The 26,103-nt window shown below is 62.7% G+C and carries 16 protein-coding genes and 2 CRISPR repeat arrays (1 of these 18 cut by a window edge); all 16 genes read right to left on the bottom strand.

Annotated features, from left to right (window positions below; all coding sequences use genetic code 11):
- Positions 1 to 1,502: a CRISPR direct-repeat array (repeat unit 28 nt; unit sequence TTTCTGAGCTGCCTACGCGGCAGTGAAC) (it extends 208 nt beyond the left edge of the window).
- A gap of 95 nt (positions 1,503 to 1,597) precedes the next feature.
- A CRISPR array of direct repeats spans positions 1,598 to 6,489; the repeat unit is 28 nt; unit sequence TTTCTGAGCTGCCTACGCGGCAGTGAAC.
- A 108-nt stretch (positions 6,490 to 6,597) separates the two neighbouring features.
- The 16 genes from cas6f to DFR29_RS04745 all read right to left on the bottom strand — a co-directional run bounded on the left by cas6f (position 6,598) and on the right by DFR29_RS04745 (position 26,088).
- Positions 6,598 to 7,182, bottom strand: a complete 585-nt coding sequence (gene cas6f / locus DFR29_RS04820) for a type I-F CRISPR-associated endoribonuclease Cas6/Csy4 (protein ID WP_133817430.1) — start codon at positions 7,180 to 7,182, stop codon at positions 6,598 to 6,600.
- Position 7,183: 1 nt separating this feature from the next.
- The gene (gene csy3, locus DFR29_RS04815) at positions 7,184 to 8,224 is read right to left on the bottom strand and encodes a type I-F CRISPR-associated protein Csy3 (RefSeq protein ID WP_133817429.1); all 1,041 of its coding nucleotides are present in this window, start codon (positions 8,222 to 8,224) and stop codon (positions 7,184 to 7,186) included.
- A 17-nt stretch (positions 8,225 to 8,241) separates the two neighbouring features.
- The gene (csy2, locus tag DFR29_RS04810) at positions 8,242 to 9,243 is read right to left on the bottom strand and encodes a type I-F CRISPR-associated protein Csy2 (RefSeq protein ID WP_133817428.1); all 1,002 of its coding nucleotides are present in this window, start codon (positions 9,241 to 9,243) and stop codon (positions 8,242 to 8,244) included.
- Positions 9,240 to 10,589 carry a type I-F CRISPR-associated protein Csy1 gene (gene csy1 / locus DFR29_RS04805; RefSeq protein WP_133817427.1) on the bottom strand — a complete coding sequence of 450 codons (1,350 nt, stop codon included), beginning with the start codon at positions 10,587 to 10,589 and terminating at the stop codon, positions 9,240 to 9,242. The genes csy2 and csy1 overlap by 4 nt, the downstream gene beginning before the upstream one ends.
- Positions 10,590 to 11,050: 461 nt before the next feature.
- Positions 11,051 to 14,416: a type I-F CRISPR-associated helicase Cas3f gene (gene cas3f / locus DFR29_RS04800; RefSeq protein ID WP_133817426.1), complete on the bottom strand. Its 3,366-nt coding sequence runs from the start codon at positions 14,414 to 14,416 to the stop codon at positions 11,051 to 11,053.
- The gene (cas1f, locus tag DFR29_RS04795; protein ID WP_133817425.1) at positions 14,413 to 15,393 is read right to left on the bottom strand and encodes a type I-F CRISPR-associated endonuclease Cas1f; all 981 of its coding nucleotides are present in this window, start codon (positions 15,391 to 15,393) and stop codon (positions 14,413 to 14,415) included. Before cas1f ends, cas3f begins: the two co-directional genes overlap by 4 nt.
- A gap of 86 nt (positions 15,394 to 15,479) precedes the next feature.
- Positions 15,480 to 16,466 carry a DUF1028 domain-containing protein gene (locus DFR29_RS04790; protein ID WP_133817424.1) on the bottom strand — a complete coding sequence of 329 codons (987 nt, stop codon included), beginning with the start codon at positions 16,464 to 16,466 and terminating at the stop codon, positions 15,480 to 15,482.
- Between the two features lie 746 nt (positions 16,467 to 17,212).
- Positions 17,213 to 17,602: a nuclear transport factor 2 family protein gene (locus tag DFR29_RS04785; protein ID WP_133817423.1), complete on the bottom strand. Its 390-nt coding sequence runs from the start codon at positions 17,600 to 17,602 to the stop codon at positions 17,213 to 17,215.
- A gap of 41 nt (positions 17,603 to 17,643) precedes the next feature.
- Positions 17,644 to 18,183, bottom strand: a complete 540-nt coding sequence (locus tag DFR29_RS04780; protein ID WP_133817422.1) for a cysteine hydrolase family protein — start codon at positions 18,181 to 18,183, stop codon at positions 17,644 to 17,646.
- Complete coding sequence (locus tag DFR29_RS04775) at positions 18,180 to 18,602, bottom strand: type II toxin-antitoxin system PemK/MazF family toxin (protein WP_133817421.1); 423 nt, start codon at positions 18,600 to 18,602, stop codon at positions 18,180 to 18,182. Before DFR29_RS04775 ends, DFR29_RS04780 begins: the two co-directional genes overlap by 4 nt.
- 79 nt (positions 18,603 to 18,681) lie before the next feature.
- Positions 18,682 to 19,149: a hypothetical protein gene (locus DFR29_RS04770; RefSeq protein ID WP_133817420.1), complete on the bottom strand. Its 468-nt coding sequence runs from the start codon at positions 19,147 to 19,149 to the stop codon at positions 18,682 to 18,684.
- A 209-nt stretch (positions 19,150 to 19,358) separates the two neighbouring features.
- The gene (locus DFR29_RS28990) at positions 19,359 to 19,760 is read right to left on the bottom strand and encodes a zinc-ribbon domain containing protein (protein ID WP_166653876.1); all 402 of its coding nucleotides are present in this window, start codon (positions 19,758 to 19,760) and stop codon (positions 19,359 to 19,361) included.
- 256 nt (positions 19,761 to 20,016) lie between these two features.
- On the bottom strand, positions 20,017 to 23,193 hold the full coding sequence (locus tag DFR29_RS04760; protein WP_133817418.1) for an efflux RND transporter permease subunit: 3,177 nt from the start codon (positions 23,191 to 23,193) through the stop codon (positions 20,017 to 20,019).
- 197 nt (positions 23,194 to 23,390) lie between these two features.
- Positions 23,391 to 24,602 (bottom strand): efflux RND transporter periplasmic adaptor subunit, encoded by a 1,212-nt coding sequence (locus tag DFR29_RS04755; RefSeq protein WP_133817417.1) that lies wholly within the window; start codon positions 24,600 to 24,602, stop codon positions 23,391 to 23,393.
- A gap of 23 nt (positions 24,603 to 24,625) precedes the next feature.
- Positions 24,626 to 25,345, bottom strand: a complete 720-nt coding sequence (locus DFR29_RS04750) for an SDR family NAD(P)-dependent oxidoreductase (protein ID WP_133817416.1) — start codon at positions 25,343 to 25,345, stop codon at positions 24,626 to 24,628.
- Between the two features lie 350 nt (positions 25,346 to 25,695).
- Complete coding sequence (locus DFR29_RS04745; protein ID WP_133817415.1) at positions 25,696 to 26,088, bottom strand: YchJ family protein; 393 nt, start codon at positions 26,086 to 26,088, stop codon at positions 25,696 to 25,698.
- Positions 26,089 to 26,103 lie beyond the last annotated feature (15 nt).

Below are 26,103 nucleotides of genomic sequence, written 5' to 3'. Positions count from 1 at the left end.
ACCAGCCAGCGCGATCTTGCGCTGATCACAGATTTCTGAGCTGCCTACGCGGCAGTGAACCAGGTGCAGGCCGCTCCTGAGTTCGGCCTGATTTTCTGAGCTGCCTACGCGGCAGTGAACGCACGATTGGCCATGTTGATGGTGAGGTCGTTTTTCTGAGCTGCCTACGCGGCAGTGAACGGCTACCGCTGCATCCGCGTCAAAGTGACGGATTTCTGAGCTGCCTACGCGGCAGTGAACCCCAGGGCGCCGTGATGGCGCGGAACTGGTTCTTTTCTGAGCTGCCTACGCGGCAGTGAACGGCGCGGAACTCGTCGGCGCGAACATTCGGCACTTTCTGAGCTGCCTACGCGGCAGTGAACGTCGACGGCGTGATCGCGAGTGCATCGCAGATTTTCTGAGCTGCCTACGCGGCAGTGAACCTCGAAACTCCGCTATGCGATGGGTTGAGGGATTTCTGAGCTGCCTACGCGGCAGTGAACCGCAAGACCAACGACAAGTTCGACCCGCGCGATTTCTGAGCTGCCTACGCGGCAGTGAACCGCCCAGCTGCCGCATCAGCAGCTGATCGTTTTTCTGAGCTGCCTACGCGGCAGTGAACACTACGCGCCCGCAAGGTTTGGCTCTCGGAATTTTCTGAGCTGCCTACGCGGCAGTGAACTGAGTTCAGCGGCGGCCACAGAGCACTTCCTTTTTCTGAGCTGCCTACGCGGCAGTGAACACCTTCGCCGACCTGTACCCGCGTCGCGAGCGTTTCTGAGCTGCCTACGCGGCAGTGAACGACATTGCGGCGCTCGATGCGCAGATCGACAATTTCTGAGCTGCCTACGCGGCAGTGAACCGCGAGATGTCCCGCCTGCATGCGCTGGACCTTTTCTGAGCTGCCTACGCGGCAGTGAACCCTTGCGGATTGAATTCGATTTCCTGTTTGTATTTCTGAGCTGCCTACGCGGCAGTGAACCGGCAAACCACGCCTTCACGCCTAGGCGGATCGTTTCTGAGCTGCCTACGCGGCAGTGAACTCGGACGCCGGCTTTCCGAACTCCGTCACCGATTTCTGAGCTGCCTACGCGGCAGTGAACCTCCCAAAGCCGCCTGCTCCGGAACCGGCTGATTTCTGAGCTGCCTACGCGGCAGTGAACTCCTCGTGGCGCCGGTGTGCAACCGTGCCCGTTTTCTGAGCTGCCTACGCGGCAGTGAACCGGGATTCTTAGCAGCGAGGAAGAAGCTGCTTTTTCTGAGCTGCCTACGCGGCAGTGAACTGTCCATCACCCTCCCCCTGCAACGCCGACCATTTCTGAGCTGCCTACGCGGCAGTGAACTCAGCCCCTCCCGCACAGATAGCCCGGATGCTTTTCTGAGCTGCCTACGCGGCAGTGAACCGTGCGGAGGTTGCGCAGGGCGTTCGCGTAATTTTCTGAGCTGCCTACGCGGCAGTGAACGTACTGAATCTGCGTTGCACTCAGCCCGGCCATTTCTGAGCTGCCTACGCGGCAGTGAACCAGATCCCGCGCGAAGCCAACCGCCATCTGCATTTCTGAGCTGCCTGCCTACGCGGCAGTGAACAGACGATAAAAGCCGTCATAACGGTGGAGTCATTTCTGAGCTGCCTACGCGGCAGTGAACCTGGTCAGCTATTCCAACGGCACGCCTGGCATTTTCTGAGCTGCCTACGCGGCAGTGAACCGGCGACCGCTTGTGGATCCACTCGTATTCGGTTTCTGAGCTGCCTACGCGGCAGTGAACCACGACTGGATCATGGCGCCGACGGACAGCAATTTCTGAGCTGCCTACGCGGCAGTGAACCGGACGGGGGAAGCGCCGCGGCGAGTTTGGACTTTCTGAGCTGCCTACGCGGCAGTGAACGACAGCATCACGGAAGCGCCGCAGAGCTACGTTTTCTGAGCTGCCTACGCGGCAGTGAACAACGAGCAGGGCGAGCCGCATGCCGATTTCATTTTCTGAGCTGCCTACGCGGCAGTGAACGCCGGGACAACGCGCGTAGACGGGTTTCGAGTTTTCTGAGCTGCCTACGCGGCAGTGAACAACATCATCGAGCGGCACCGCGCGAAGTTCGATTTCTGAGCTGCCTACGCGGCAGTGAACGCCGGCTAAAGGGCTTGCTCGCCTGTGGAATATTTCTGAGCTGCCTACGCGGCAGTGAACTCGGATCGAGCTGCTCGGAGTTCAGCCGGGTCATTTCTGAGCTGCCTACGCGGCAGTGAACGGACTCACTGAGCAATGCTGGCGGCAAGGATTTTTCTGAGCTGCCTACGCGGCAGTGAACGACGGTAGCGGCGTAGCGGTACGAACCGGCCTTTTCTGAGCTGCCTACGCGGCAGTGAACGAGGATTACGCCAAGTACCGGCCGAACTACCTTTTCTGAGCTGCCTACGCGGCAGTGAACGTCACGAAAGGCCGTCTTGAGTGGGACGAATGTTTCTGAGCTGCCTACGCGGCAGTGAACCGTTCATCGAGTTCAGCAGCCCGCCGGCCGAGTTTCTGAGCTGCCTACGCGGCAGTGAACCAACACGCCAGCTTCGTTGGTCCGAACAGAAATTTCTGAGCTGCCTACGCGGCAGTGAACTACCGCTCCCCGCATCAATGAGTTTTTTCAGTTTTCTGAGCTGCCTACGCGGCAGTGAACCGTCTGTTTCCACTTTACCGACATTGCGCGGCTTTCTGAGCTGCCTACGCGGCAGTGAACGCGGATAATCGCTGCTACTTCATCCCGTTTCATTTCTGAGCTGCCTACGCGGCAGTGAACATGGTGTGTGCGCCGACAGCCAGGCTCGGCGTTTTCTGAGCTGCCTACGCGGCAGTGAACCGATGCGTCCGCCTGCCCGCGTGATCGCGTATTTTCTGAGCTGCCTACGCGGCAGTGAACTCCAGCCCCTTCCGCGCTTCTGTCACGATGCCTTTCTGAGCTGCCTACGCGGCAGTGAACAGACGGAGAGATTCGTGCCAAAGGAAATTGTATTTCTGAGCTGCCTACGCGGCAGTGAACGAATACCCCGTGGTCTGCCCGCGCTGGGACGTTTTCTGAGCTGCCTACGCGGCAGTGAACGCGCATGAATCTCGGCGGTCGCCCCAGCAAATTTTCTGAGCTGCCTACGCGGCAGTGAACTCGTGCTCATTCGCTGAACTCCGTGGTAGCTATTTCTGAGCTGCCTACGCGGCAGTGAACAACACCCGTATCTGAATCTCGTGCGCCGGGATTTTCTGAGCTGCCTACGCGGCAGTGAACGAGCGCTTCATCTGCCTTGGCCTGCGATACATTTTCTGAGCTGCCTACGCGGCAGTGAACTTCAAGCGCTGTGGCCGCCCAGCTACGCAGCGTTTCTGAGCTGCCTACGCGGCAGTGAACGCCGGAACCGTTACCGAAACGGTTACACAAACTTTCTGAGCTGCCTACGCGGCAGTGAACCTAGCGCGGCGACGCGGGCGCTACTAACCCATTTTCTGAGCTGCCTACGCGGCAGTGAACGATGGCCTGGCCTTGGTTGGTAGCCTGTACGATTTCTGAGCTGCCTACGCGGCAGTGAACGCGTCCCAGCACTTCGATTCGGCGGCGTGACGTTTCTGAGCTGCCTACGCGGCAGTGAACCCTGACCTCCAGCCAAGCCCAGGAAACCGGGCTTTTCTGAGCTGCCTACGCGGCAGTGAACCGGTCATGTCAGCCATGGGCGGCCTTCCTGTCTTTCTGAGCTGCCTACGCGGCAGTGAACCTGCGTACGCGATACCAGATTCATCGCGGCCATTTCTGAGCTGCCTACGCGGCAGTGAACCACGTGTCGGTGGCGTCGCCGTAGACCGCATCTTTCTGAGCTGCCTACGCGGCAGTGAACCAGTTTTCCGACGCGTTCTACCTGGCCCTTTCTTTCTGAGCTGCCTACGCGGCAGTGAACACAGGGCGGTCTGTGGTGCTCCCGCAGGCAGTTTTCTGAGCTGCCTACGCGGCAGTGAACGCATCAACTGCCACCGGTGACGGACGCGATATTTTCTGAGCTGCCTACGCGGCAGTGAACCCGCCCGGAGAGCCCGGCGATACAGGCGAGGTTTTCTGAGCTGCCTACGCGGCAGTGAACTCTTAAGCCCGGCAATCTGCCGCAGAACGAATTTTCTGAGCTGCCTACGCGGCAGTGAACCCGTCGGCCCGGCGCTGACACTGACCGTCCCTTTTCTGAGCTGCCTACGCGGCAGTGAACCACCAATAACGCCTCCCGTCTTTATCCGTCGTTTTCTGAGCTGCCTACGCGGCAGTGAACCCGAAGTTGACGCGATGCAGGTGCGGTTTCATTTTCTGAGCTGCCTACGCGGCAGTGAACGACAAGATCCAGTCCGGCCTACTCATCCATAATTTCTGAGCTGCCTACGCGGCAGTGAACCTGCCCGAGGACGGGCTAATGCAGCGGTTCATTTTCTGAGCTGCCTACGCGGCAGTGAACTTGGGAGCGTCCGCCGCATTGGGCGTTGACGTTTTCTGAGTTGCCTACGCGGCAGTGAACTTCGTCGCTGTTGTCGGCCAGGTCGGTCACCATTTCTGAGCTGCCTACGCGGCAGTGAACCGAAGCAGAATTTGCAGCTCGCATGGCTGAATTTTCTGAGCTGCCTACGCGGCAGTGAACAGACCGTGCTTCCGCTGGCGTAACTATGATGTTTTCTGAGCTGCCTACGCGGCAGTGAACCATGAACACACGCGTGCCAATGCACGCCGACATTTCTGAGCTGCCTACGCGGCAGTGAACCTGATGCGGGAAGCGGCGCAGGATCTCGTCGATTTCTGAGCTGCCTACGCGGCAGTGAACCGCGGCACGGGTTCGTGTGGGCTGTGTTCGCATTTCTGAGCTGCCTACGCGGCAGTGAACCAGGGTACCCGCTCTTGCAATTCGCCATGTACTTTCTGAGCTGCCTACGCGGCAGTGAACGCAGCTGGAGCCTGTCCCATGATCCGTTGGCTTTTCTGAGCTGCCTACGCGGCAGTGAACTTCAAAGACGCGCCGGGTATCGGGCAGATGCTTTTCTGAGCTGCCTACGCGGCAGTGAACGGCAATGTGGCGCGGCGTGTCCAGATCCTGGCTTTCTGAGCTGCCTACGCGGCAGTGAACCCTTGTGCCGGCGGCCCCTGTGAACCGTCGTCTTTCTGAGCTGCCTACGCGGCAGTGAACGACGTACGTGCCGTGGGCGCGGGACCAGTACGTTTCTGAGCTGCCTACGCGGCAGTGAACTCGCAAGCACGGCGACCGTGCGGTTAAGCAAATTTCTGAGCTGCCTACGCGGCAGTGAACCTGCTGGTCAGTCTCGGGCGCTGGCTCGATTGTTTCTGAGCTGCCTACGCGGCAGTGAACTGCTGTGCGCTGCCGGCTACTGGCTGGCGTATTTTCTGAGCTGCCTACGCGGCAGTGAACGCTCAGTCCGGCCAGAGCGTTCCACTCGTAATTTTCTGAGCTGCCTACGCGGCAGTGAACCGAAAGCTACATGCGCGAGCGCGACGAGGCGCTTTCTGAGCTGCCTACGCGGCAGTGAACCTGAGGCCTCGGGCGTCAACGTCACCAAGAGTTTTCTGAGCTGCCTACGCGGCAGTGAACCCGACGATTGCGTCGGCGCGGAATCTGAGACATTTCTGAGCTGCCTACGCGGCAGTGAACATGCATCGTTCGGCGGTGGCTGGGCGCAGTCCTTTCTGAGCTGCCTACGCGGCAGTGAACCTTAGGAGGATCAGCAGCGCGTATCGCATTGATTTCTGAGCTGCCTACGCGGCAGTGAACTTCACTTCCGGCCCGGTGTGTCCCACGCAGATTTTCTGAGCTGCCTACGCGGCAGTGAACATGAAAAGGGCGGCTATCCCGGCCGCCATCCCATTTCTGAGCTGCCTACGCGGCAGTGAACCCGAAGTAACACGCGAGCCGGATCGAGATAAATTTCTGAGCTGCCTACGCGGCAGTGAACTCGATGCGGTGCAAGCCGAATTGTCGGCCGTATTTCTGAGCTGCCTACGCGGCAGTGAACACGGACTTCTACCATGCGACGCTCGGCAACGTTTTCTGAGCTGCCTACGCGGCAGTGAACCGTGCTTGCCGGCGCTGGTGCGTTCACGACCTTTTCTGAGCTGCCTACGCGGCAGTGAACCGGCAAAGGCACGTTCCGGCACCGGTCCCATTTTTCTGAGCTGCCTACGCGGCAGTGAACCTGGCGTTCGCCCGCGCAGCGTTGGCGGCGGTTTTCTGAGCTGCCTACGCGGCAGTGAACGCCCTGGAAAGACTCGTTATCGACCTTGGAATTTTCTGAGCTGCCTACGCGGCAGTGAACGTCCACGATGTTGCTGAGGTCGTCCGTGGTCTTTTCTGAGCTGCCTACGCGGCAGTGAACAATCCGTAATCGAAACATCCGCAATCGGAACATTTCTGAGCTGCCTACGCGGCAGTGAACGGTCATGGCCTGCTGCCGCCCCGTCGATCCGATTTCTGAGCTGCCTACGCGGCAGTGAACAACAGCCAAAACCTCCAACCTCCCCAGGTTCCAATCACTTACCTCAACAAAACCACAACCACCCAAACAATCCGGGCAGCTGCAAGTCATTGATTCAACAGCATCACATCAGCGGTCCGAGAAAAAGGGTCGAAACCAGGGAATGGTCGCCCCCTGGCCAAGCCCATAGCTGTTGAAGCGTCCGTGAGTGGCTTTGTCCTGCAATGGACCGTGGTCGATGAAGATCAGGAATGGCTGCCCCGTGCTGGCGCTGGCAAGGCGGATGAACGGCAGGTCGAGGGTTTCCCGCGCGGTATCGGGAATTCGTTCGGCGGCGGCGGCGGCATCGATGCCGTGGCGCTTCATCAGGCGGCGACGCAGGCGTTCGGGATTGCTCTTGGCTTGTACGCGTCTTACGCCACGGTAGCGGCACGATTCCGGCACTGCCTGTAGGTCGCTATTGGCAACGTGATCGCGCATGGTGTTCAGCCATGCCGTTGCCTGCAACGCATGCACTGCGTGCGTAGTGCCGTGAATGCGCAAGGTGGTGCCCAGGCCATTGCGCGCGTTGTCCACAGACGGAAAGCTCACGCCAATATCGTCGCGCTGCAAGTACGCCAGTGCGCGGTGAAGTTTGCTGTACAACGCACCCAGCAGCACGTTGGCGGCAATCTCGGGATCGGGGCGTAGCATCAGGTCGAGATAATGGTCCATCTCAACCCCCTTCGCCGAATACACCGCCACGAACGAGTACGGCAATCACGTAGTGCTGGTCACCCGCACCTGGTGCCTTGCCCTTGAGCACCCAGTTGTCCAGCAGCGAATAGAAGTCGGCGCCGCCGTCTTTCTTGGGTTTGCGATAGGCCTTGCCCAGTGTCGTCACGGAACCGTAGGGCTCCACGGCGATGGGTCCGAGATCGCCCTGCTCCGGATACCAGGTATCGATGGTGCGCAAGGCATTGCCGATTTTCTGCGAGTGGATGCCGGCAATATCGTTGACGGCATAGAGCGTCTTGCTCTTGTTGCCTTTGGCGCGGTCGTCGAGGATCAACTCCTGCGAAGGAAATACTTCCTGGCCGACACCGATGCGCACGCAGGCCCGGATGCGCAGCAGCACGTGACGATCGCCGTTCAGACCTTCTGCGATCAGCGTGCCGATTTCGGCGATGGCCTTCAGATCGTCCCCGGTGGCATCGAAGTTGCGTAGCGACAGCGACAAGGCGTCGGCGAAGGTCCAGCTTTTTGCCGCCTTGCCATCGACCAGATGGTCGATGCGAATCTCGACCTGTTCGGCACCGATGCGGTTGCGCCAAAGAAAGCGGCCGTTGGCCAGATTGCCGGCGTAGCGACGCGCCAGTTCGCCAAAGCCATTGGCCTTGATATAGCCGTCGACGGTCTGCAGCAGGCGTTGCTGATACGCCGCGTCGTTGCAGGCGGATGGCTTGCCGGTGCCGGCCAGCACGCGCAAGGTAAAGCTGACGCACAGGGTATCGGCATCGCCGGGCAGTGCCGCAACGTCGACCGTCTGCAGATTGGGTTTTTCAACCATAGCGTCGAGTTTGGCCGGATCCTGTTCTTTGGTTTTCAGGCGATTGGAAATGGTGCCACGCACGGATTTCGTGCGGATAGCTATCGGCTTGCACGTGGCTTCGTCGTTCCGGCTGGCCCAGCTTGCCGAGTGAAACAGTGCGTCGGACGGATCGAGCTTGCGTTCGAAGGCGAGCACGGATGCGGTCTTGATGGCGGTATCGGACATGGCATGACTCCTCGAATTCAGTGCGGATGAGTGGACGTGGCAGCGATGTAGTCGTTGCAGGCGCGATAGCGGCCTGTCTCGATGTCGCTATGTCCGTACCAGAGCAATTGACGCCAGGAATCGAGCCGATGCGGCGCTATCCACTGGCCGATGGAGTAAAGGCTTTCGACGAAACGGAACGGTGTTGTCGCATCGCGCGCGTTGCGCACGCTGCCGGCAGTCTGCAGCGGTGTCAGCGCACCGTAGCCGACCGGAATCGGCACTATCCAGCCAGGCTTCTTTTCGTAGATCCACTCGACGGCAGATGTTTTCTTCTCGGTCGCCGCGGTCTCGTCCTGCGGTGGTGGCATGCAGTTGAGACGCACCAGATCCAGCCATGCATCCAGCGTTGTCGCGGTCGCATCTTTCCTACGCAACTGCGCCAGCCTGTCGGCCAGCAGGTCGTCGCGCGCGACCAGGGCAAAGCCGGGCAGCCAGCGCCGGCGCAAGTTGCTGAACCATTTCGGCCGGTCGTTGGCGGCGTCCGGAAAAGCTTCGAGGTGCGGCCTTGTGGCATGAATTCCTGCCGCTGCGCCGGGCAATACCGTGCCGCCAGCGATACGCATCTGTGCAAGCTCTGCGGCTACCTGATCGGCACATTCGCGGCGAATAGCCCAATCCGCTTCGAGCACCGTGCCGCTGACGCCGAACACCAGCGTAATGTCCAGATGTATACGACCCTCCTCGACGATGGCGGCGGTGCTACCGTCCTTGTCGATCGGGTTGCGGGTAAGCCGGAATGCGCGTGTGAAGCCAGCGGTGGCAACCTGTTCCTCGTGGTGATGGCAGATCACACCGACACCGGTGAAGAACAGCGGATAGCGCCCAGCCAGTTTTCGCTCCAGCGCCCACATCAGCCCGAGAAAGGCGGTGATGGCAGGAAAGCCGTGAGTGAATGGGCTGGAAATGGCGTTGGCGTTCTGTACCCGCAGGCGCGGCAGGATCAGCAGGCCCCTGCTTTCGGCCAAGGTATCGCTCATGCGGCATCTCCTTTGGCGGCACGTCGGTCTCGCGCCATCTGGCGGCCCAGGTTCTTCAGGTGCGCCATCCAGATTTCGTCGCCCAGCAGTTCCTTGGCCCACTCGCGCAGCTCGACCAGGCCAACGGGCAGGCGGCCCTTCAGCTCGCTGTTGAGCCAGTAGCCGAAGCTGCGGCCGATTTCCTCGGGCCAGTCCAGCCGTTGCCAGTGGCGATGGAACTCGTCGTCGTGGGTAGCGCGGCCGGGGTCGAGCCAGAGTTGTTCGGCCATGGGCAGCTGACAGGCAGGTGCAGTACTCCAGCCTGGGCTCAGCGCATCGTGGAGTTCGCTGGCGAACCAGGCCAGTTCATCGACGAGGCGGTCGAACAGGTCTTCGCGAAAATCCCGCGTCGGCTTGATGCTGGTGGGATCGCCTTCGAGAAACTCGCGCAGTTCCGCCACCAATGTGTGCACGAGGTCGCGCGCACCGAACCGGCTGAATACCGAATCGATATTCAACGGCGGACGAACTTTCGATTTCCACTGCGGCGGCAATGAAGCCAGCAGGTAGTTCGCGCCGCCACGCTCGCTATTGAGCTGGCTGATGTTCTGCGGCTTGGTACCACCGAGCTTCTGCACGGCCAGATGGGGATATTCCGCAAAGCCAGCCGGATGATCGCGTTTTTCCCGCCGCGCTTCGCGGGCGGCTTTTGCCGCATCGCTGAAGCGATCGTCGTTGATGGTCGTATGCACACGCTGGGTGAGCGACGATGCGTAGAGCGGCGCCAGCAAATGGTAGGCGCTGTCTTCGGTTGGCATCTCGTCGACCAGCCAGTAGACCTGCTTGGCATGGGTATGCGAGGCCAGTTCACCACGTGGCTGCACCAGATTGGCGAAGGCCTTGCACCAGGCGCCGGCCTGGTCGGGATCGCTGCTGAAAGCGGCCAGCAGATCGGGATCGTCGGCCAGCAGCGCATCGAGCAAGGTCATGCCGTTGGCCTGCAGACGCAGGAATTTGTATACATCCAGCGCGGCAGCATTGCCGACAACGTCGCCGGCGAAATCGCCACCGAGTACATGACTGCCCAATTCGGCATGACCGGGCAATAGCGCCGGCGGACAGTAGAGGTTGGTGCCGCGTGCATCCGGGTGGATGGCTTTGAGGGAGTGGGTTACGGCCTGGATCTGGCTGACACGCCGTGCGGCGTCTTCGATCCAGCTGGCCGCCTGGAACTGGGCCAGCAGTGCTTCGCGGTTTTGAGCGTCTTCGGGCAGTTTTTCGAGCTTGGCGTCGCGGCGTTCTTGCAGGAACCGTTCGATGGCGGCACGAAACGCAGCACGTCGAGTACTGTCGGGTTGATCGATCATGGGAATTCCTAGTCGTCAGCTTGCTGAAAACGTAGAATTCCCCGGAGTCTGTACTCCGGGGATTCCGGCTGTTCGCCTAGTTCATCGAAATGCTCTCCTGAGCGTGCGATAGCTAATCACACAGCCTCCTGTATGCAACGAAACCCTGCAGTTGGGCTCACGCCGCGAAGCGTTGATGTTTGCGAAATACCCTCGGGTGTTTGCCCACCCGAGGGTGCGCCGAGTATAGGCTGTCACAGGTGCTTGTCAAATCCACTACGTCGGCACTTTCCACTACGTCGGCACTTATCCGCTACAATGCCCTGGCGCGCCCCGGAACGTGTGTTTCTAACAATCGGTTCGCGCTCTCGATCTGCTGCCAAGCCAGTTTCATGCTCACTGCCGGATAGGCAGCTCAGAAAACTACTTCGGCACGATCAACTTAAACTGCCGCACAGGCAGTAGGGTCTCCAGGCGCCAATTCACCGGCGCCTGAAAACCCCCAACACCGGATGAAACCACCACCCCCGCTCGCTCGGCCGTACACTCACCTGGCCCAGCTGCAGCGCGCATTCGCTCAGTGGCATGTCCCAGGCCGCGGCAACTTCGGTCAGTAGTTCCAGATAGTCATCCCTGCCCCACGCGCAGATGCCCTCGCCGACAACCTCTGCCTCGGGAACGAGGTTCCTCTCGCACAGCACATACACCGCCTCGCCACGGCGCCCGCCGATCACCTGGCCACCGTCGCGGATTTCGTAGATCGCGTAGTCGTCGCCCTCGTCGTTGGGCATCAGCACCAGCTCGATATCGGGTGCACTCAGGCGAAACGGCTGCTGCTGCGGCAGCGCACCGGTCAGGTGCATACCGGGCCTGTCCCAGATGCTGCTGGCATTGAGTTCGCGCGGCAGCTGCGCATAGCCGGCGGCCATCTCCCGGCGCGACGGCTTCACGACGGCCGGCGGTAGCATCGTGTGACGCAGGCGCGCGTGCTCCAGATCGCTGAGACGGTGTTGCGCCAGCAACGGCTCCGGCTCGGCGATGCGTGGCCGTGCATCGATGATGCTTTGCCCGTCCGGGTCCAGCAGTTCGCCCAGCAGATCGCCGAGCTGGTGCGAATGCAGCTTGAATCGCTCGTCGTCCTGCTCGAAGCCAGGCCGGCAGAATGCGATGGCGCTAGGGTTTTCCAGGTGCTTCAGATTGGTGCTGAGCAGGGCAATGTTCGGACTGACACAGGCACCGGAGCGATGCCGGCGTACGCGGCCCGCCAACTGGATCAGCGAACGCAGCGACGACGGCTCGGCTACGGCCCAGTCATAGCAGTGGTCGCGTCCCACCTCGATCACCGGACTGCCCAGCACGATGAATAGGTGATGCGAAGCCGCGTGCGCGTCGATCGCCTGTCGAATAGCGGCCAGCTCGAACACAGCGTTTTCCGCGTGCCGGTCCAGGGCCGCGTCCAGCCGCCGCTCTATCGCCGAGCGCAATAGCAGTGGAAAGCGCGCGTGATAGACACACAGGTGAATCTGGTAGTCGGCCGGGGAACCGAGCCGATACAGCTCGCGCGCCACGTCGATCAGCGGCTCGATATTCGCCATTCGCACCACGCCGAAACTCACGCGCTTGCCGCTACGCGGATCGGTGCTGCAATGCTGGCCATGTAACGCCAATGCTTCGCGCCGCACGCAGGCAGCGAATTCGCGACGTATCTCTTCGCGCTTCGTCGCCACCGGGCGCAGTTCGACCAGTCGCGCGCGGCGCCGGACACTATCGTCGGCCAACCGTTGCTGCCGCCGCTGTGCGAAACCCTGGTGCTGTTGCTGGAAGGCGTGTTCGTCCGCGCAGTCCTGCGTCTGCTGGTTAAATTCGTCGAACCAGGCGCAGCAGACCGGCGCAGCCTCGCCCGGCCTTTCGCCGCGATTGGCCTGAAAACAACGACGCCCGGCTTGGTAGGCGAGAAACATGCCCTGCACCAGCGCGGGCGGTAACGTCGCCGACGACAGCAACAGACGTGCGCCGAGCATGCCGGCCCAGTAGACCAGCCGCGTCAGCGCGGGCAGATCGTCGACGTCGTAGTCGTCCAGTTCGTCTAGGATCAGATCGCTGCTCATCAGCCGCAACATCGGCATGATCTGATGGCCGCCACGGCAGCTCTCGGTCGCCGGCACTAGATGATCGACCGTGCAGACCAGGACGGGCGCCGCCAGCAAGGCGCGCGCGCGCGCATCGTGCACGGTGCGCGCCAGCACGGGATGATCGATATTGCCTTCGTAGAGCACGCGGCTGTCTTCGTCGAGCAAGCCTTGCACAGAAGCCGAGCCGCTGGCCTCGGCACTTCGCGCATAGAAGCGCTGTAGCTTGCGATTTGCCGCGCCGCCGACGCGCACGGCGATTTCGTCATCGGACAGGCCCAGGCGTTTCGACAATGCTTGGCCAGTCTGCAGCGTCAACGTGCGTAACCCGAGCGCGATGGAACAGCGCACGCCGTGCTGCGGATCGGCCAGCGCATTCATGATGCGCAAGTTGGCCAAGGTCTTGCCGCAACCCGTCGACGCCATGTTGACGATGAACGCGCCTTGCCGCGCAGCGCGTTCGCGCAAAGCAGCTGCTGTATCCGAGGCCCGGTCCTGCCAGCGAAAAGCGTCGTTGTCGCTACGCCGGCGCAGGCCTTTGTGCCGGGCAAGGCGCGGCAGCGCACGGGCCAGCTCTGGTAGCGCGCTGGCGATGATGCCGGCGTGCTTTTCCACGCCCAGGAGATGTTCGTCGAGGCGCTGGCAAGGCTGGCCGCTTTGGCGATCCGTGTTGGCGTAGAGCGGATAGTCTTTCTCTCCCTTCACGCGCACGGATGGCTCGCGCAGGCTGGAATAGTGGTGATCGGCCAGCATCAGGCTCAAGCGAGCCAGGTGCATGACATAAACGTTGTCGAGCCAGCCCTGGCTGTGCCGCGTCGATTGCCGCTCCAGCAGACGCCGGGCAATGCGCGCCGCACGCTTGCGCCAGAGCGGCGTCAACGTAGGCAATGGGCCACAGGCCCAGTAGGGTTCGATCTTCTTTCTTTCGCTGCTGCCCGGTGTTTCGTTCCAGCCCGCTTCGATCTGCAGCAGCAGGTTGTCGGCATCGCCGAACGCCTTGAGTTTTTCGCCCCAGCGCCGGGCGGAAAGCGGCTTTTCCCTGTCCGGCTTCATCGGCAATCGATGATGTGTAAGCACCAGCCAACCAACGGCCTGTGCCAGCGAGGGCATGGTCGAAAACGGCCTGGTATCGACAGCATCGATGCCGTCACGCTGCAAGCGGCCGATCCAGCTTGCATCGTCGGCGGCGCTGGGTTCGACCAGCCGCTGCAACCACTCGGCATCGGTGCTATCGCCGACGAACGCCTGGAACAGACGAAGCGAGACCCATTCGTGGCGGTAGTCGTTGCGCCCGACTACGCCCTTGGCGAACAGGCGGTCCTGAAATGCCTGACTTGCCTTGCCCAGGTCATGCAGCAGTGCTGCCAGCGATGCGATCAGGCGAATGTCCTCGCCGGTATGCCAGTCGTTCTCGCTGTCGCTCTTCAGCACGTTGCGCGTCGTCGTATCGGTGGGTACGGCGCCCTGTGCATTGAAACGGCTCGCGTCGCCGACGATCCAGAGCAATTCGCTGTGGTCGAGGCCGCGTATCCAGTGACAAGCGACAGCCGTGTTCTTGCGCGCCGTCTTGCGCAGCAGGCGGCGCAAGGTATCCAGGCCCACCTGGGTAATCGGCGTCTGCCAGGTACGCTCGCCGCGGCGCTCGGCAAACTGGTCGAGGATGCGGCGGCTTTCGACCAGCGCACGCTTGTCGCACTGCGACACCAGAAGAATGTTCATGGCGAAATTTTCGCGGCCGTCGACAAGGCGATCTGCTGTAGCGTTTCGATCATGAAATCAAGCGACTCGGTACGTGTCAGCGCTTCGATGCACGCCTGGCGGAAGGCCTGCTCGTCATCGCCGCGCACAGCCGAAAGAAAAGCCTGCGGCAGGATAATGGCGTCTTTGACCAGGTCGGCGGCATCGAATACCAGGCCGCCGCGCCGCGTTTTGCCATGCAGTACCGCCAGGCCATGCGGCAGGCCCAATACCCAGCACGCGCTCGCGGCGAGGCCGTAGGCCAGGTAGTTGCCGTGGTCGAGAAAGCGATTGGCCGGATCGGCACCGCTGCCGCGCTTGGCACGCGTGAACTCGCCGTAGCGCGTTGCCTGGGCGCATAGTTTGAACAGGGCTTTGCTCAGGCGCGCTTCGTCGGTCAGCAAAGACGCATTGTCCGCGGCGCTTTCTATCCCCTCGCGACTTCGCTGCAGCAGTTCGTTCAGGCTGTCGGCGGCAATAACGAAACCGCCCTGTTTCAGCTCGCGGCTGGTAGTCCAGTGCTTTTCGATGCGCTGCAGGCGGGCCTGCTGCAATGCCCTGGCTGCCGCCAAGCGAGACGGTTCGTCGAACCAGAAGCGTACCCACGCCTGCAGATACTGCGTGGGCCGGTATTCACTTTGTGGACAAAACCACGCGATATCGAAATCGACCTCGTTGGCACTGAACAAGGGCGTACCGCCGCCACCGCAGAACCCGACCAGCACGCCGGCCTTGGCCAGCTCGCGCATGGCGGCCTGGGTGACCGAGGTGCCCGTGCCCAGCAGCAGGGTCGTCGTATTGGCAATGGGAATATTCCAGTAAAGCGAACGCTTGCCCTCGTCGGTGACGTATTCGACGCGGCCGCCGTTGACGAGGACGCGGCAATGTTCGAGGTAGTAGAGGTTTGCCCGCTTCGAATGCAGAATGCTCTTGAGATCGGTCGGCGACAGGTCTGACATACGCGGCCCCGGCGACAAAGGGAACATATGCGCAGAGTCTGCCATGTCACGTCATGACCGTCGCCGGTCGACGCATTACAGGCGACTCAATTGCTCCACGCTTTGAACTGCGCATTGCTCCGCAACGGCGCATAGATCTCGTCCTGCATTTCGCGGCGCGCCCACGCGGGGTTGAGCGACAGAAATACACCGAGGTAGTCCAACGCGCGGCCGCTGTCGTCCATGCTCATGGCCAGGCGCGCCGCGCGGCGCCAGATGCGATCCCAACCATGGCTGCGGCGCAATGCCTCGGCGATGGACAGGCGCGCTTCGTCGCGATTGCCTTTGCCGGCCTGGCGTTCGGCACGGATGATGGCTTGATGCGCGTAGTGCTGATCGAGCAATCGGCGCAGATCGGGAATCGGTTCGGCAGCCGCATCGATACGCAAGTCGATATCTTGCCAGCCACCGTCGACCGTGCGGACGAGCAAGGCGGCCGAGCGTTTTCCGCTGCTCTGGCCGCCGGCATCCTGGCCCGCTTCGAGGCCGGCCATCAGCCGCTCGGCCAAGCTGCCGGATGTCGATTGATACGCACGGCGCATCGCCGCCAGCACCGCTTCGCCGGCAAGGCCGTTACCCTGCACGGAGTAGCCTTCGTCGTGGTGCGCGCCGGCCCAGGCCGATGCCAGCGCATCGGTACCGGTATAGGCGAAGGAATGGCCCTTGGCATCGACGATGGCGACCTGGCGTTCTTCGATGCCTGTGCCGTCGAAATGGCCGTCGCCGTCGAGCAGGGCCTTGATGGCCGCTTCCGGCGATTTGCCGGCCGACAGCAAGGCCAGTCCCTTGGGGCCGTAATTCGGATTCGTCTCGAACTGGCTGACCAGTGCGCCGACGCGCGCTTGTGCATACGGCACGCTGGCGCCGACCGCCAGGTTGTTGGTCGCCACGGCAACACCGCAGTTGCCGGCCTTGTCGCAGGCGACGATGGAGAAGGTCGCGGCGGCCAGTGACGGCACCAGCAGCAGTGAAAGCGAAGCGGTCAAGCGCAACCAGCGGGCAATGGGTGAAGACCTGTGTGCGGGGGACTGCATGGCGACTCCTGGGCAGGTGGTGCGGCATCGGTCCGCCGCGGGCGTGGCTTCGATGCGCGATGCTGTGTCGGGGTTGCAGATAGCAATGCGCTGGTTTTGCCACTTCGCCAAAGTGAGTGCTGCAGCGCGTCGGCGGCGCAGTTTGCTGCGCTCATCGGCGCGCTACCCAGGCAGATCGGGGTGGAAGGGCACTGACCAAACGCGCACCGGATGACCCGGCACACGACGGATTTCCCGCGCAGCGCGCCGCGTTTCACACGCGGCAGCAAAACCACGACACGCCACCCTTCAGGCGCGGAATGCCGCGCTCGCAGCTCGGCGTTCCGCGCTGAAAGGGCGCAATGCCACGACCAACGCGCCGTCTTCCGCGCCCAAAGCGCGAAACGCCGCGGTCAAATCGCGGCATTCCGCGTGAAAAGGGTGGAGCGCCGCCGTCAAAGCGTCGTGTTCCGCGCAACACGGGCGAAGTGCGACCGTCAAAGCGCGGCATTCCGCGGTCGCAGCGCGGAGCGCCGCGAAAAAAGCGTCGCGCTTCGGGCTTTTTGCCCGAAAGCGAGGTCGAGCAACCGGCTCAGGGTGCCAGGCCGGGCAGGACGTAAGCACGCGGCGCAGCGCACCCGCTGATCCGTGGCCGCGGGTGGCGGCGGCGGCTTAGCGGCAAATCCTGGCGAAGATAGACGCTTCGCAGCGTGGCTGTCCTCGACGCCGCCTGCCCGCTTCTTTTCCGTACAACCCGCAAAGGGAAGTCACTGTTCGTACTTGTTCCCTGCCGATACCCGGATCGGATGCGTGTCGTAGATAAGGTCGAGATAGCTCACCAGAGGGGTACCCGGTTCGAACGAGAAAAGATCCATCACCTTGAACGTGATCACGCTGCCGTCGCGCACGGTCCAGTCGTACTGGAAATACGCCGTCGCGTGCTGCTGGTCTGTGGTGCTGAGGAAGATGTCGATTGGGGTAATGACATTGCGCGTGGACGCGTCCGCAAGCCGGTCAAAGAAAGGACCGGCCGGCATTTCGCCGAGGAATGGCGACCGCACCTTGCCGCCAGTGGCGAACAGGCTTTTCACGGTGGCGTAGTCACTCTCGCCCAGGGCGCGCATATAGGTCTGCAGGATGGATACATATGCGTGCACAAGTACACTCCCAGGGGTGATGAACGGCGGGCCGGTCAGCGTCAGTCTTCGACATTCAGCTCATGGGCCAGCACTGGCGTTACCCGCTGCGCGTAGCTGCTGACATTGGCCAGTGTGACGGTGTGATGCGCCGAGATCTGCGCGGCGGTGAGCACGCCGTTGTCGACGGTGGAATGCGCGTCGGTGACGAGGCTGACCGCGTAACCCAGGGCGAGCGCGCCGCGCACGCTGGAGTCGACACAGAACTCGCTCTGCAGGCCGCAGACGATCAGATGCTCGATACCGCGCTGCTGCAATAGCGCATGCAGTTCGGTTGCGTGGAAGGAATCCGTCGCCGTCTTGCGCACGCGCAGGTCGTCGGCATGGGTGACGAGGCCGTCGGCAAGCTGCCAGCCTTCGCTGTCGAACTGCAGCGGTCCTTCGCTCTCTTCGTGCTGGATCAGCACCACCGGCAGGCCAGCGGCTCTCGCCTTGGCGCTGACGCCGTTGATGCGTTGGATGACGCGGTCGATATCGAAGGCAGCCCATTCGCCGCTGCACAGGGCGCGCTGGATATCGATGATCAGAAGTGCGCTTTTCATGCTTGCCCACCAGGTGTTCGGTTGCGTGGATGGAAGAAGGCCGATTGCAGAAAGCGCAGGCCGGCCAGTACCTGCTCGACGCGTGCGTCGGACAACGCGCCGATGCGCTCGCCCAGTCGTGTCTTGTACAGCGACGACACCTGCGACACCACGACAACACTTTGCCGGCTCAAGCCACCTTCGCCGGGATCGAGCAACACATTGCCCGGCTCGCTGGCGCGATTCATGTTCGTGCTCAGGGCGCAGACCACCACGGTGCTGATGCGCGAGTGGTTGAACACATCGTCTTGCACGACCAGATGCGGATGCGGATGACCGGGAATGGAACCGCGAGATTCGTCCGCAGCAATCCAGAACAGATCGCCGCGATTCACCACACCGGCATGGACGTTTTGCTGTGCGTGTTCCTGTCTGTCCATGGCGCGAATGGGGCTTGCCGGAGTGAAGCGGATGGGTCCGATGCGTTCTGCCGCGGAGCGCACGCCAAGGCGCAAACGCCTATTCGGTCTTGTATACCGGTATCGGTTTCGCCGGCAAGGAATAAAGCCCGACAACGCTGCGCGCTTCCGCCGCGCTGAGCACGTGCAAGGTCATCCTGGCCACGGCCTGCTCGGACGGAAACATCGTGCGCAACAGCAGCAGCTGATACACCTCGACCTTCTCGTTCTTCGCCGCACAGCGCGCCGCGCAGAATTGCCGGTAGGCGCGTGCCATTTCCTCGTACAGGACAAGCCCATCCTCGGGATTGACGTCGCGACGATACAGGTCGATGGCCTGCTCGTAGGAAATGCCGTCGACGGACTCGAAAGTGTCCGTCAGCGCACGGATGCGGGTCAGCAGGGCTGGCGGCAAGGTCTTGTGCCGGTACGGCGCTATCTCGACCTGGTTCGTGTCCACCGTTGTCGGTGCCTGCGCACACAATGCGGTGGATAGGGCCAGCAATACGATGGCGAGCAGTATCTTCACGATCATTCCTGTATTCGCGGCGAGTTGGCCCGAGTAAGTCAGGAGCCGCCTCATTCGTAGATCTTGCCGCAATAAAGTAACGCGGCAAAGCAGCGATTGCCGATGGATTGCATCGCCTCGATCACCGCTGCAGAAACCACGTCAGTCAGAAATCGACGACACCTCCGGCACGACAACAATTTCGATGCAGCCAGCTTGGACAGGCCGGACTACAGCAGTTTCCTGAGCCGCTTGATCATGCCGAGATTGACACCTCTGCGGTATCTGGCCGCCGCAACCAGCACAAGAAGCCATTCCTCCACAAATACCCGGTCATGCCTGAGCGTGGCTCGCTCAGCCAACCAGCGGCGCTGCATTTCCCGGTCGCGCAAGCGCAAGCGGTAATGTTCGCCATTGCAGGCGGGGCATAGCGTTCGCCGCCGGTTGATATGCTGCTTTCTTACCTCATAGGTATGCTTCTGCTCGGTCGCGGAAAATACCGCCTGCTGACCGCAGGCATTGCAGCGGTAATGTATGTCGATGTAGTGCGTCGGAGGATCATGGTAGTCGCGCACGCCTTTGCAGTTCGATGCCCACTGGGTTGGATCGACAACCGAAAGGCCGCGTGTCACGACACCCCACCAAACCTGATCAGGCTCCCGACAAAACCCGAACCGTCGGTGACCAGGACTGTACTCATCGTCGACTCCTGCAGGTCGGGCCAAGATGCGGCAGTGTGCCGCGATTTGAAGGTCGCCGGTATGGCGCAGCCAACGCGGCTGCGTACGGCAGTGGCGGCGGCTTCGGCCGGGCGAGTAGTGAAAAGCAGAACGCCCCGCAAAGGCGGGGCGTTCTGCTTCAGGCAACACGCGTACGGCTATCGGGTCTTCAATGCGCCACGGCCGGCTTCGCCACGCGTGGCACTGCCGGTTTTCCGCGCGTGGCCAGCTTGCGGATGATCACGTAGAACACCGGCGTGAGGAACAGGCCGAACACGGTCACGCCGAGCATGCCGGCGAATACCGTGACGCCCATGGCGTGACGGATTTCCGCGCCGGCGCCGTGGGCGAATACCAGCGGCAGCACGCCCATGATGAAGGCCAGGCTGGTCATCAGGATGGGACGCAGGCGCAGGCGGCAGGCTTCCAGTGCCGCATCGACAATCGTCATGCCCTGTTTCATTTCCAGCTCGCGCGCGAATTCCACGATCAGGATGGCGTTCTTGCAGGCCAGGCCCATCAGCACCACCAGGCCGATCTGGGTGAAGATGTTGTTGTCGCCGCCGGTCAGCCAGACGCCGGCAATCGCCGACAGCATGCACATCGGCACGATCAGGATCACCGACAGCGGCAGCGACCAGGATTCGTACAGCGCCGCCAGCACCAGGAAGACCAGCAGCACGCACAGCGGGAAGACCAGCAGCGCGGCCTTGCCCTGGGTCACCTGCTGGTAGGTCAGGCCGGTCCATTCGAAGCTCATGCCGTTGGGCAGCATCTGCTGCGCCAGCGCACCGGCCACCTGCACCGACTGGGCCGAGGACATCAGGTGCGGATTGATGCCGCCCTGCAGGTCGGCGGCCGGATAGCCGTTGTAGCGGATCACCGGATCGGGGCCGTAGGTCTGGCCCACCTTCACCACGCTGCCGATCGGCACCATGTCGCCGGCGGCGTTGCGCGTCTTCAGGTTGGCAATGTCGCTGACTTCGTCGCGGAAGCTTGCATCGGCCTGGGCGATCACCTGGTAGGTGCGGCCGAAACGGTTGAAGTCGTTGACGTAGCGCGAACCCAGGTATACCTGTAGCGTTTCGAACAAATCTGTCAGCGCCACGCCCTGTTCCTTGGCTTTGGTGCGGTCGACGTCGGCGGTGAGCTGGGGCACGTTGGACTGGAACGAGCTGATCGGACGCTCGAAGCCCGGCGTCTGCATCAAGGTGTGGCTGAGTGCCTCGATCTGCCGGGTCAGTTCGCCATAGCCCTGGCCGGAGCGGTCCTGCACGTACATCTCGTAGCCGGCCGCATTGCCCAGACCGAGCACCGGCGGCGGCATCAGGGCGAACACCAGGCCTTCCTTGATCTCGCCGAAGAAGCGGCCGTTGAGCTGCTGCACGATCTGCTCGGCGCTGAGGCCGTCGCGCTCGTGGAACGGTTTCAGCGGCAGGAATACCGTGCCCATGTTCGGCGTGTTGGTGAACTGCAGGCCGTTGAGGCCCGGAAACGCCACCGCGTTGGCCACGCCGGGGTTTTCCAGCGCGATCGCGCTCATGCGCCGGATCACCGCTTCGGTGCGGTCCAGCGAAGCACCTTCGGGCAGCTTCACGCCGGCGAACAAGTACAACTTGTCCTGGGTGGGAATAAATCCACCCGGCACGGCGCGGAAGCCGACCACGGTCAGGCCGATCAGCAGGGCGTAGACGATGAGCATCAGCGGCGCACGCTTGAGCGCCGGACGCCCGCCGCGGGCATACGATTCGCTGGCGCTGCGGAAGAAGCGGTTGAACGGCCGGAACAGCCAGCCGAAGGCGCCATCAATGGCCCGCGTGAGCAGATCCTTGGGCGCACCGTGCGGCCTGAGCAGGGCGGCGGCCAGGGCCGGCGACAGGGTCAGCGAGTTGATCGCCGAGATCACGGTGGAAATGGCGATGGTCACCGCGAACTGGCGATAGAACTGGCCGGTGACGCCGTCGATGAAGGCAATCGGCACGAATACCGCACACAGCACCAGGGCGATGGCGACGATGGGGCCGCTCACTTCCGACATGGCACGGTGGGCCGCTTCCAGCGGCGCATGGCCTTCCTCGATATTGCGCTCGACGTTTTCCACCACGACGATGGCGTCGTCAACCACGATGCCGATGGCCAGCACCAGTCCGAACAGGGTCAGCACGTTGACCGAGAAACCGAGCATCCACAGCACGGCGAAGGTACCGACGACGGAGACCGGCACGGCCAGCAGCGGAATGATCGAGGCACGCCAGGTCTGCAGGAACAGGATCACCACGATCACGACCAGGGCGATGGCTTCGAACAAGGTGGTGATGACGGCCTTGATCGAATCGCGCACGAACACGGTCGGGTCGTAGACCACGTCCCAGGTGACGCCTTCGGGGAACTGCTTGGCCAGCTCGGTCATCTTGGCGCGCACCGAATCGGACATGGCGATGGCATTGCTGCCCGGCGCCTGGAAGATCGGAATGGCTACGGCCTGCTGGTTGCTCAGCAGCGAACGCAGGGCGTATTCCGAAGCACCCAACTCGATCCGCGCGATGTCCTTGAGGCGGGTGATATTGCCGGCGGAATCGCTTTTCACCACGACGTCGCCGAATTCCTCTTCGGTGACAAGGCGGCCTTGGGTATTGATGGACAACTGCACTTCCGCGGCGGATTTCTGCGGCGGCGCGCCGATGGAGCCGGCCGACACCTGCAGGTTCTGGTCCTGGATCGCCCGCACCACGTCGCCGGCGGTCAGGCCCAGCGCAGCGGCGCGGTCGGGATAGAGCCAGATGCGCATGGAATAGTCGCCGGCGCCGAAGATCAGGGCCTGGCCGACACCGGAAATGCGCGCCAGCTCGTCCTTGATATGCAGCACGGCGTAGTTGCGCAGGTAGGTGATGTCGTAGTTGCCCTTGGGCGACAGCAGATGCACGACCATGGTCAGGTTGGGCGACTGCTTGAGCGTGGTCACGCCGAGGCGGCGCACGTCCTCGGGCAGGCGCGGCGTGGCCTGGCTGACGCGGTTCTGCACCTGCACCTGGGCCAGGTCGATGTCAGTGCCGATCTTGAACGTGACGGTGAGGCTCATCACGCCGTCGGAACCGGCGACCGACTTCATGTAGATCATGTTTTCCACGCCGGTGATCGCTTCTTCCAGCGGAGCGGCCACGGTTTCGGCAATGGTCTTGGGGTTGGCGCCGGGATAGACGGCACGCACCTGTACCGACGGCGGCACCACGTCGGGGTATTCGCTGATCGGCAGCATCGGGATGGCGATGAGGCCGGCGACGAAGATGATGATGGACAGCACCGCGGCGAAAATCGGCCTGTCGACGAAAAAACGGGAAAAGTCCACGGTTGTACTCCTGTACCGGGAATGCTTCGAAATGCGGGATGCGGACTAGCTAAGGCCGGCAGAACGGCAGCGCCGGCAAGCACGGCGCCTGCTGACGGCGAGGTGGCCGGCGGCCGGGCGGACGCGCAGTCCGGCCGGCGGCATCTGGCCCTCGCCCGTCACGGCGCGGCGGCAGCGCTGCAGAACGCGCAGCCGGACTAATGCGCGCTGCCGCCCGCGGCGCCCGGGGCCGGCGCGGGCGGCGCGGTCTCGGGCTTGTCCATGGGCACCTCGAAGGGCTGCACCGGCATGCCGGGGAAGAACACCTTCTGCACGCCGTTGACCACGACGCGGTCGTTGGCGGCCAGTCCGTCGCTGACGATGCGCAGCCCGTCGACCTGGCGGCCGAGCTTGACGTCGCGGCGCAATGCCTTGTTTTCCGGGCCGAGGATGTAGACGAACTTGCGGTCCTGGTCGGTCTGCACGGCACGGTCGTTGATCAGCAGCGCCGTATGCTTGCCGCTGCCCAGCAGCTGGATGCGCGCGAACAGGCCCGGCGTGAACTGGCCGTTCTTGTTGGCGAACACGGCGCGCGCGCGGATGGTGCCGGTGCCGGCGTCCAGTTCGTTGTCGACGAAGTTCATCACGCCTTCGTGCGGATAGCCGTCTTCGTCGGCCAGGCCCATGCGCACCGGGTTGCTGGCGATGCGCGAGCTGGCGCGTTCGCCCTGGCGGTCCAGGCCCTGGTAGCGCAGGTAGGTGTTCTCGTCGCCTTCGAAGGTCACGTAGACCGGGTCGACCGACACCACCGTGGTGAGCAGGCTGACGCCCGGATTGACCAGGTTGCCCGGCGTCACCATGGCGCGGCTGACGCGGCCGTCGATGGGTGCCAGCACGCGGGTGAAATCGAGGTTCAGCTTGGTCTGTTCGGTGGCGGCCTGGGTGGCCTTCAGATCGGCCTGGGCCTGGGCCAGGTCGTCTTCGCGCTGGTCAAGATCGTTGCGTGCCACGAGTTTGCTGGCGACCAGCTGGCGCGAGCGCTCCAGCTGGCGCTGGGCCAGTGCGACGCGGGAATGGGCGCGGTCGACCTCGGCCACGGCGCGGGCATGCGCCGCGCGGTATTCGCGGGCGTCGATCTCGAACAGCACGTCGCCTTTTTTCACATCGCGACCTTCCTCGAAGTTCACTTTTTCCAGGTAGCCGGCTACGCGCGGACGGATTTCGACCTTGTCCACCGCCTCGATGCGGCCGGTGAATTCGTCCCACAGGGCAATTTCCTGCTGCACGACGGCGGCGACACTGACCTGCGGCGGCGGCGGCATCTGCGGCGTGGCACCGGTCTGGCTGCAACCGCTCAGGGCCAGGCCCAGCAGCACCAGCAGGCCGGCATTGGCCAGTGCAGGCCAGACGGGAAGCGTGTTCGTTTTCATACCCACTCCTTCGGACTTCAGTTTCAATTCGGTTTTTCGAAAACGGGGTGCATTACGCCGCCGGCATCCAGGCGCACTACGGCAGCCGTGCCATCGGAGTTCTGCAGCAATTCGCTGACTGCCTGGCCGACCCGGCCGACATCGATCCACTCGCTGTCGGCGTAGTCGCCGTTGCGATGCGTATGCACGGGGCCATCCAGCGCGAGCTGCTGCACGCGTACCGGCAGCGCCTGGCTTTCCGCATGGATGACCTTGCCCAGCATGCGCAGCGCAGCGCTGGCGATGGAGAAGTGGCCCAGCTCGGGCCAGGGCTTTTCCGTCGCACCGCTGGCAATGCTGAGGAACAGCGCGTTGGGCGAGCCCTGCGCCAGGAACGGCACCAGGTGGCGCGCGGCAGTGAACTGGGAAACGACGTGGGCGTGCAGACGGTCTTCGAGAAACACTTCGTCGCGGTCCATCAGCCGGCCACAGTCGCGGTTCGGCCCGATGGCGACGACGGCGCCGGCGTAGCGGCGGCGCAAGGCGACCAGCTGCTGTACCAGGTCGCGGCCGTTGCTTTCGCTTTCCACGCTGGCCGGCAGCAGGGTCAGCTCGGCCGGCTGCTTGAGCCGGTCGGCCAGCCCGAGCAAGGTGTCGCGATGACGGCCGACGGCAACCACGGCGTAGCCGTCGGCGAGCAGGCGGGCGACGACGCCGCTGCCGATACCACCGCTGGCACCGATGACGATGACACTGGATTTCATGACAACCCGACCTTAGGCATGACGGGATCGGCGGCGGGCGCATTCCGTACCGGCTCCGGCGGGAGCGGTGCGGACCCCAAGGCGCGGGCCGGGATCGAAGACGACAGATTTGGGAATGCGAAAGCGATTTGATTAGTGGGTCGATTCGGGAAGGATTGTCCCAAATCTGGCCCAATGCCCTGTTTGACGGCCGGGAAACGTTGGAACCGTGGCTTCCCTGCCCTGCTGCTGGTCTCTACAACCCCGCCCAATCCTGGCTTTGCGGGGATTCGGCCGCCCCGCTTGACCCAGTGGGTTCCATCGAGCGGCCGAGGGGGTATTCGCCGTGCGCGACACGTATCCGCCGTGCTTCAGGCGCTCCACTCGCCGCCAATGTAATACCAATGTCCGTCTTCGCGCTTGAAGCGGCTGAGTTCGCGCAGGCGCTGCATGCTGCCGCCGCCGACTTTGAACTTTGCGACAAATTCTACAAATGCGTTGTTTGCATCGACGCTGTGGTAGCGCAGCACCTTCAGGCCATGCCAGCGCGTGGCGGGCTTTTGCTGCCCCAGGTTCAGGGCCGCGGGCCGCGTGCTGCGGTGCCAGCTGGCCAGCAGGTAGGCCTCCAGGCCGAGTACATAGGCGCTGTAGCGCGAACGCATCAGTGCTTCGGCGGTGGCCGCCGGCTCGCCGGCATGCAGCGGCCCGCAGCAGCCGGCATAGGGGCAATCGGAACCGCAGGGGCAGTCGACAGGTTCAGACATGGGCGGATTATGGCC

This window comes from Tahibacter aquaticus (genome assembly GCF_004363655.1).
Classification (GTDB): Bacteria; Pseudomonadota; Gammaproteobacteria; order Xanthomonadales; family Rhodanobacteraceae; genus Tahibacter; species Tahibacter aquaticus.
This window is presented reverse-complemented; position numbering and strand designations above follow the sequence as displayed.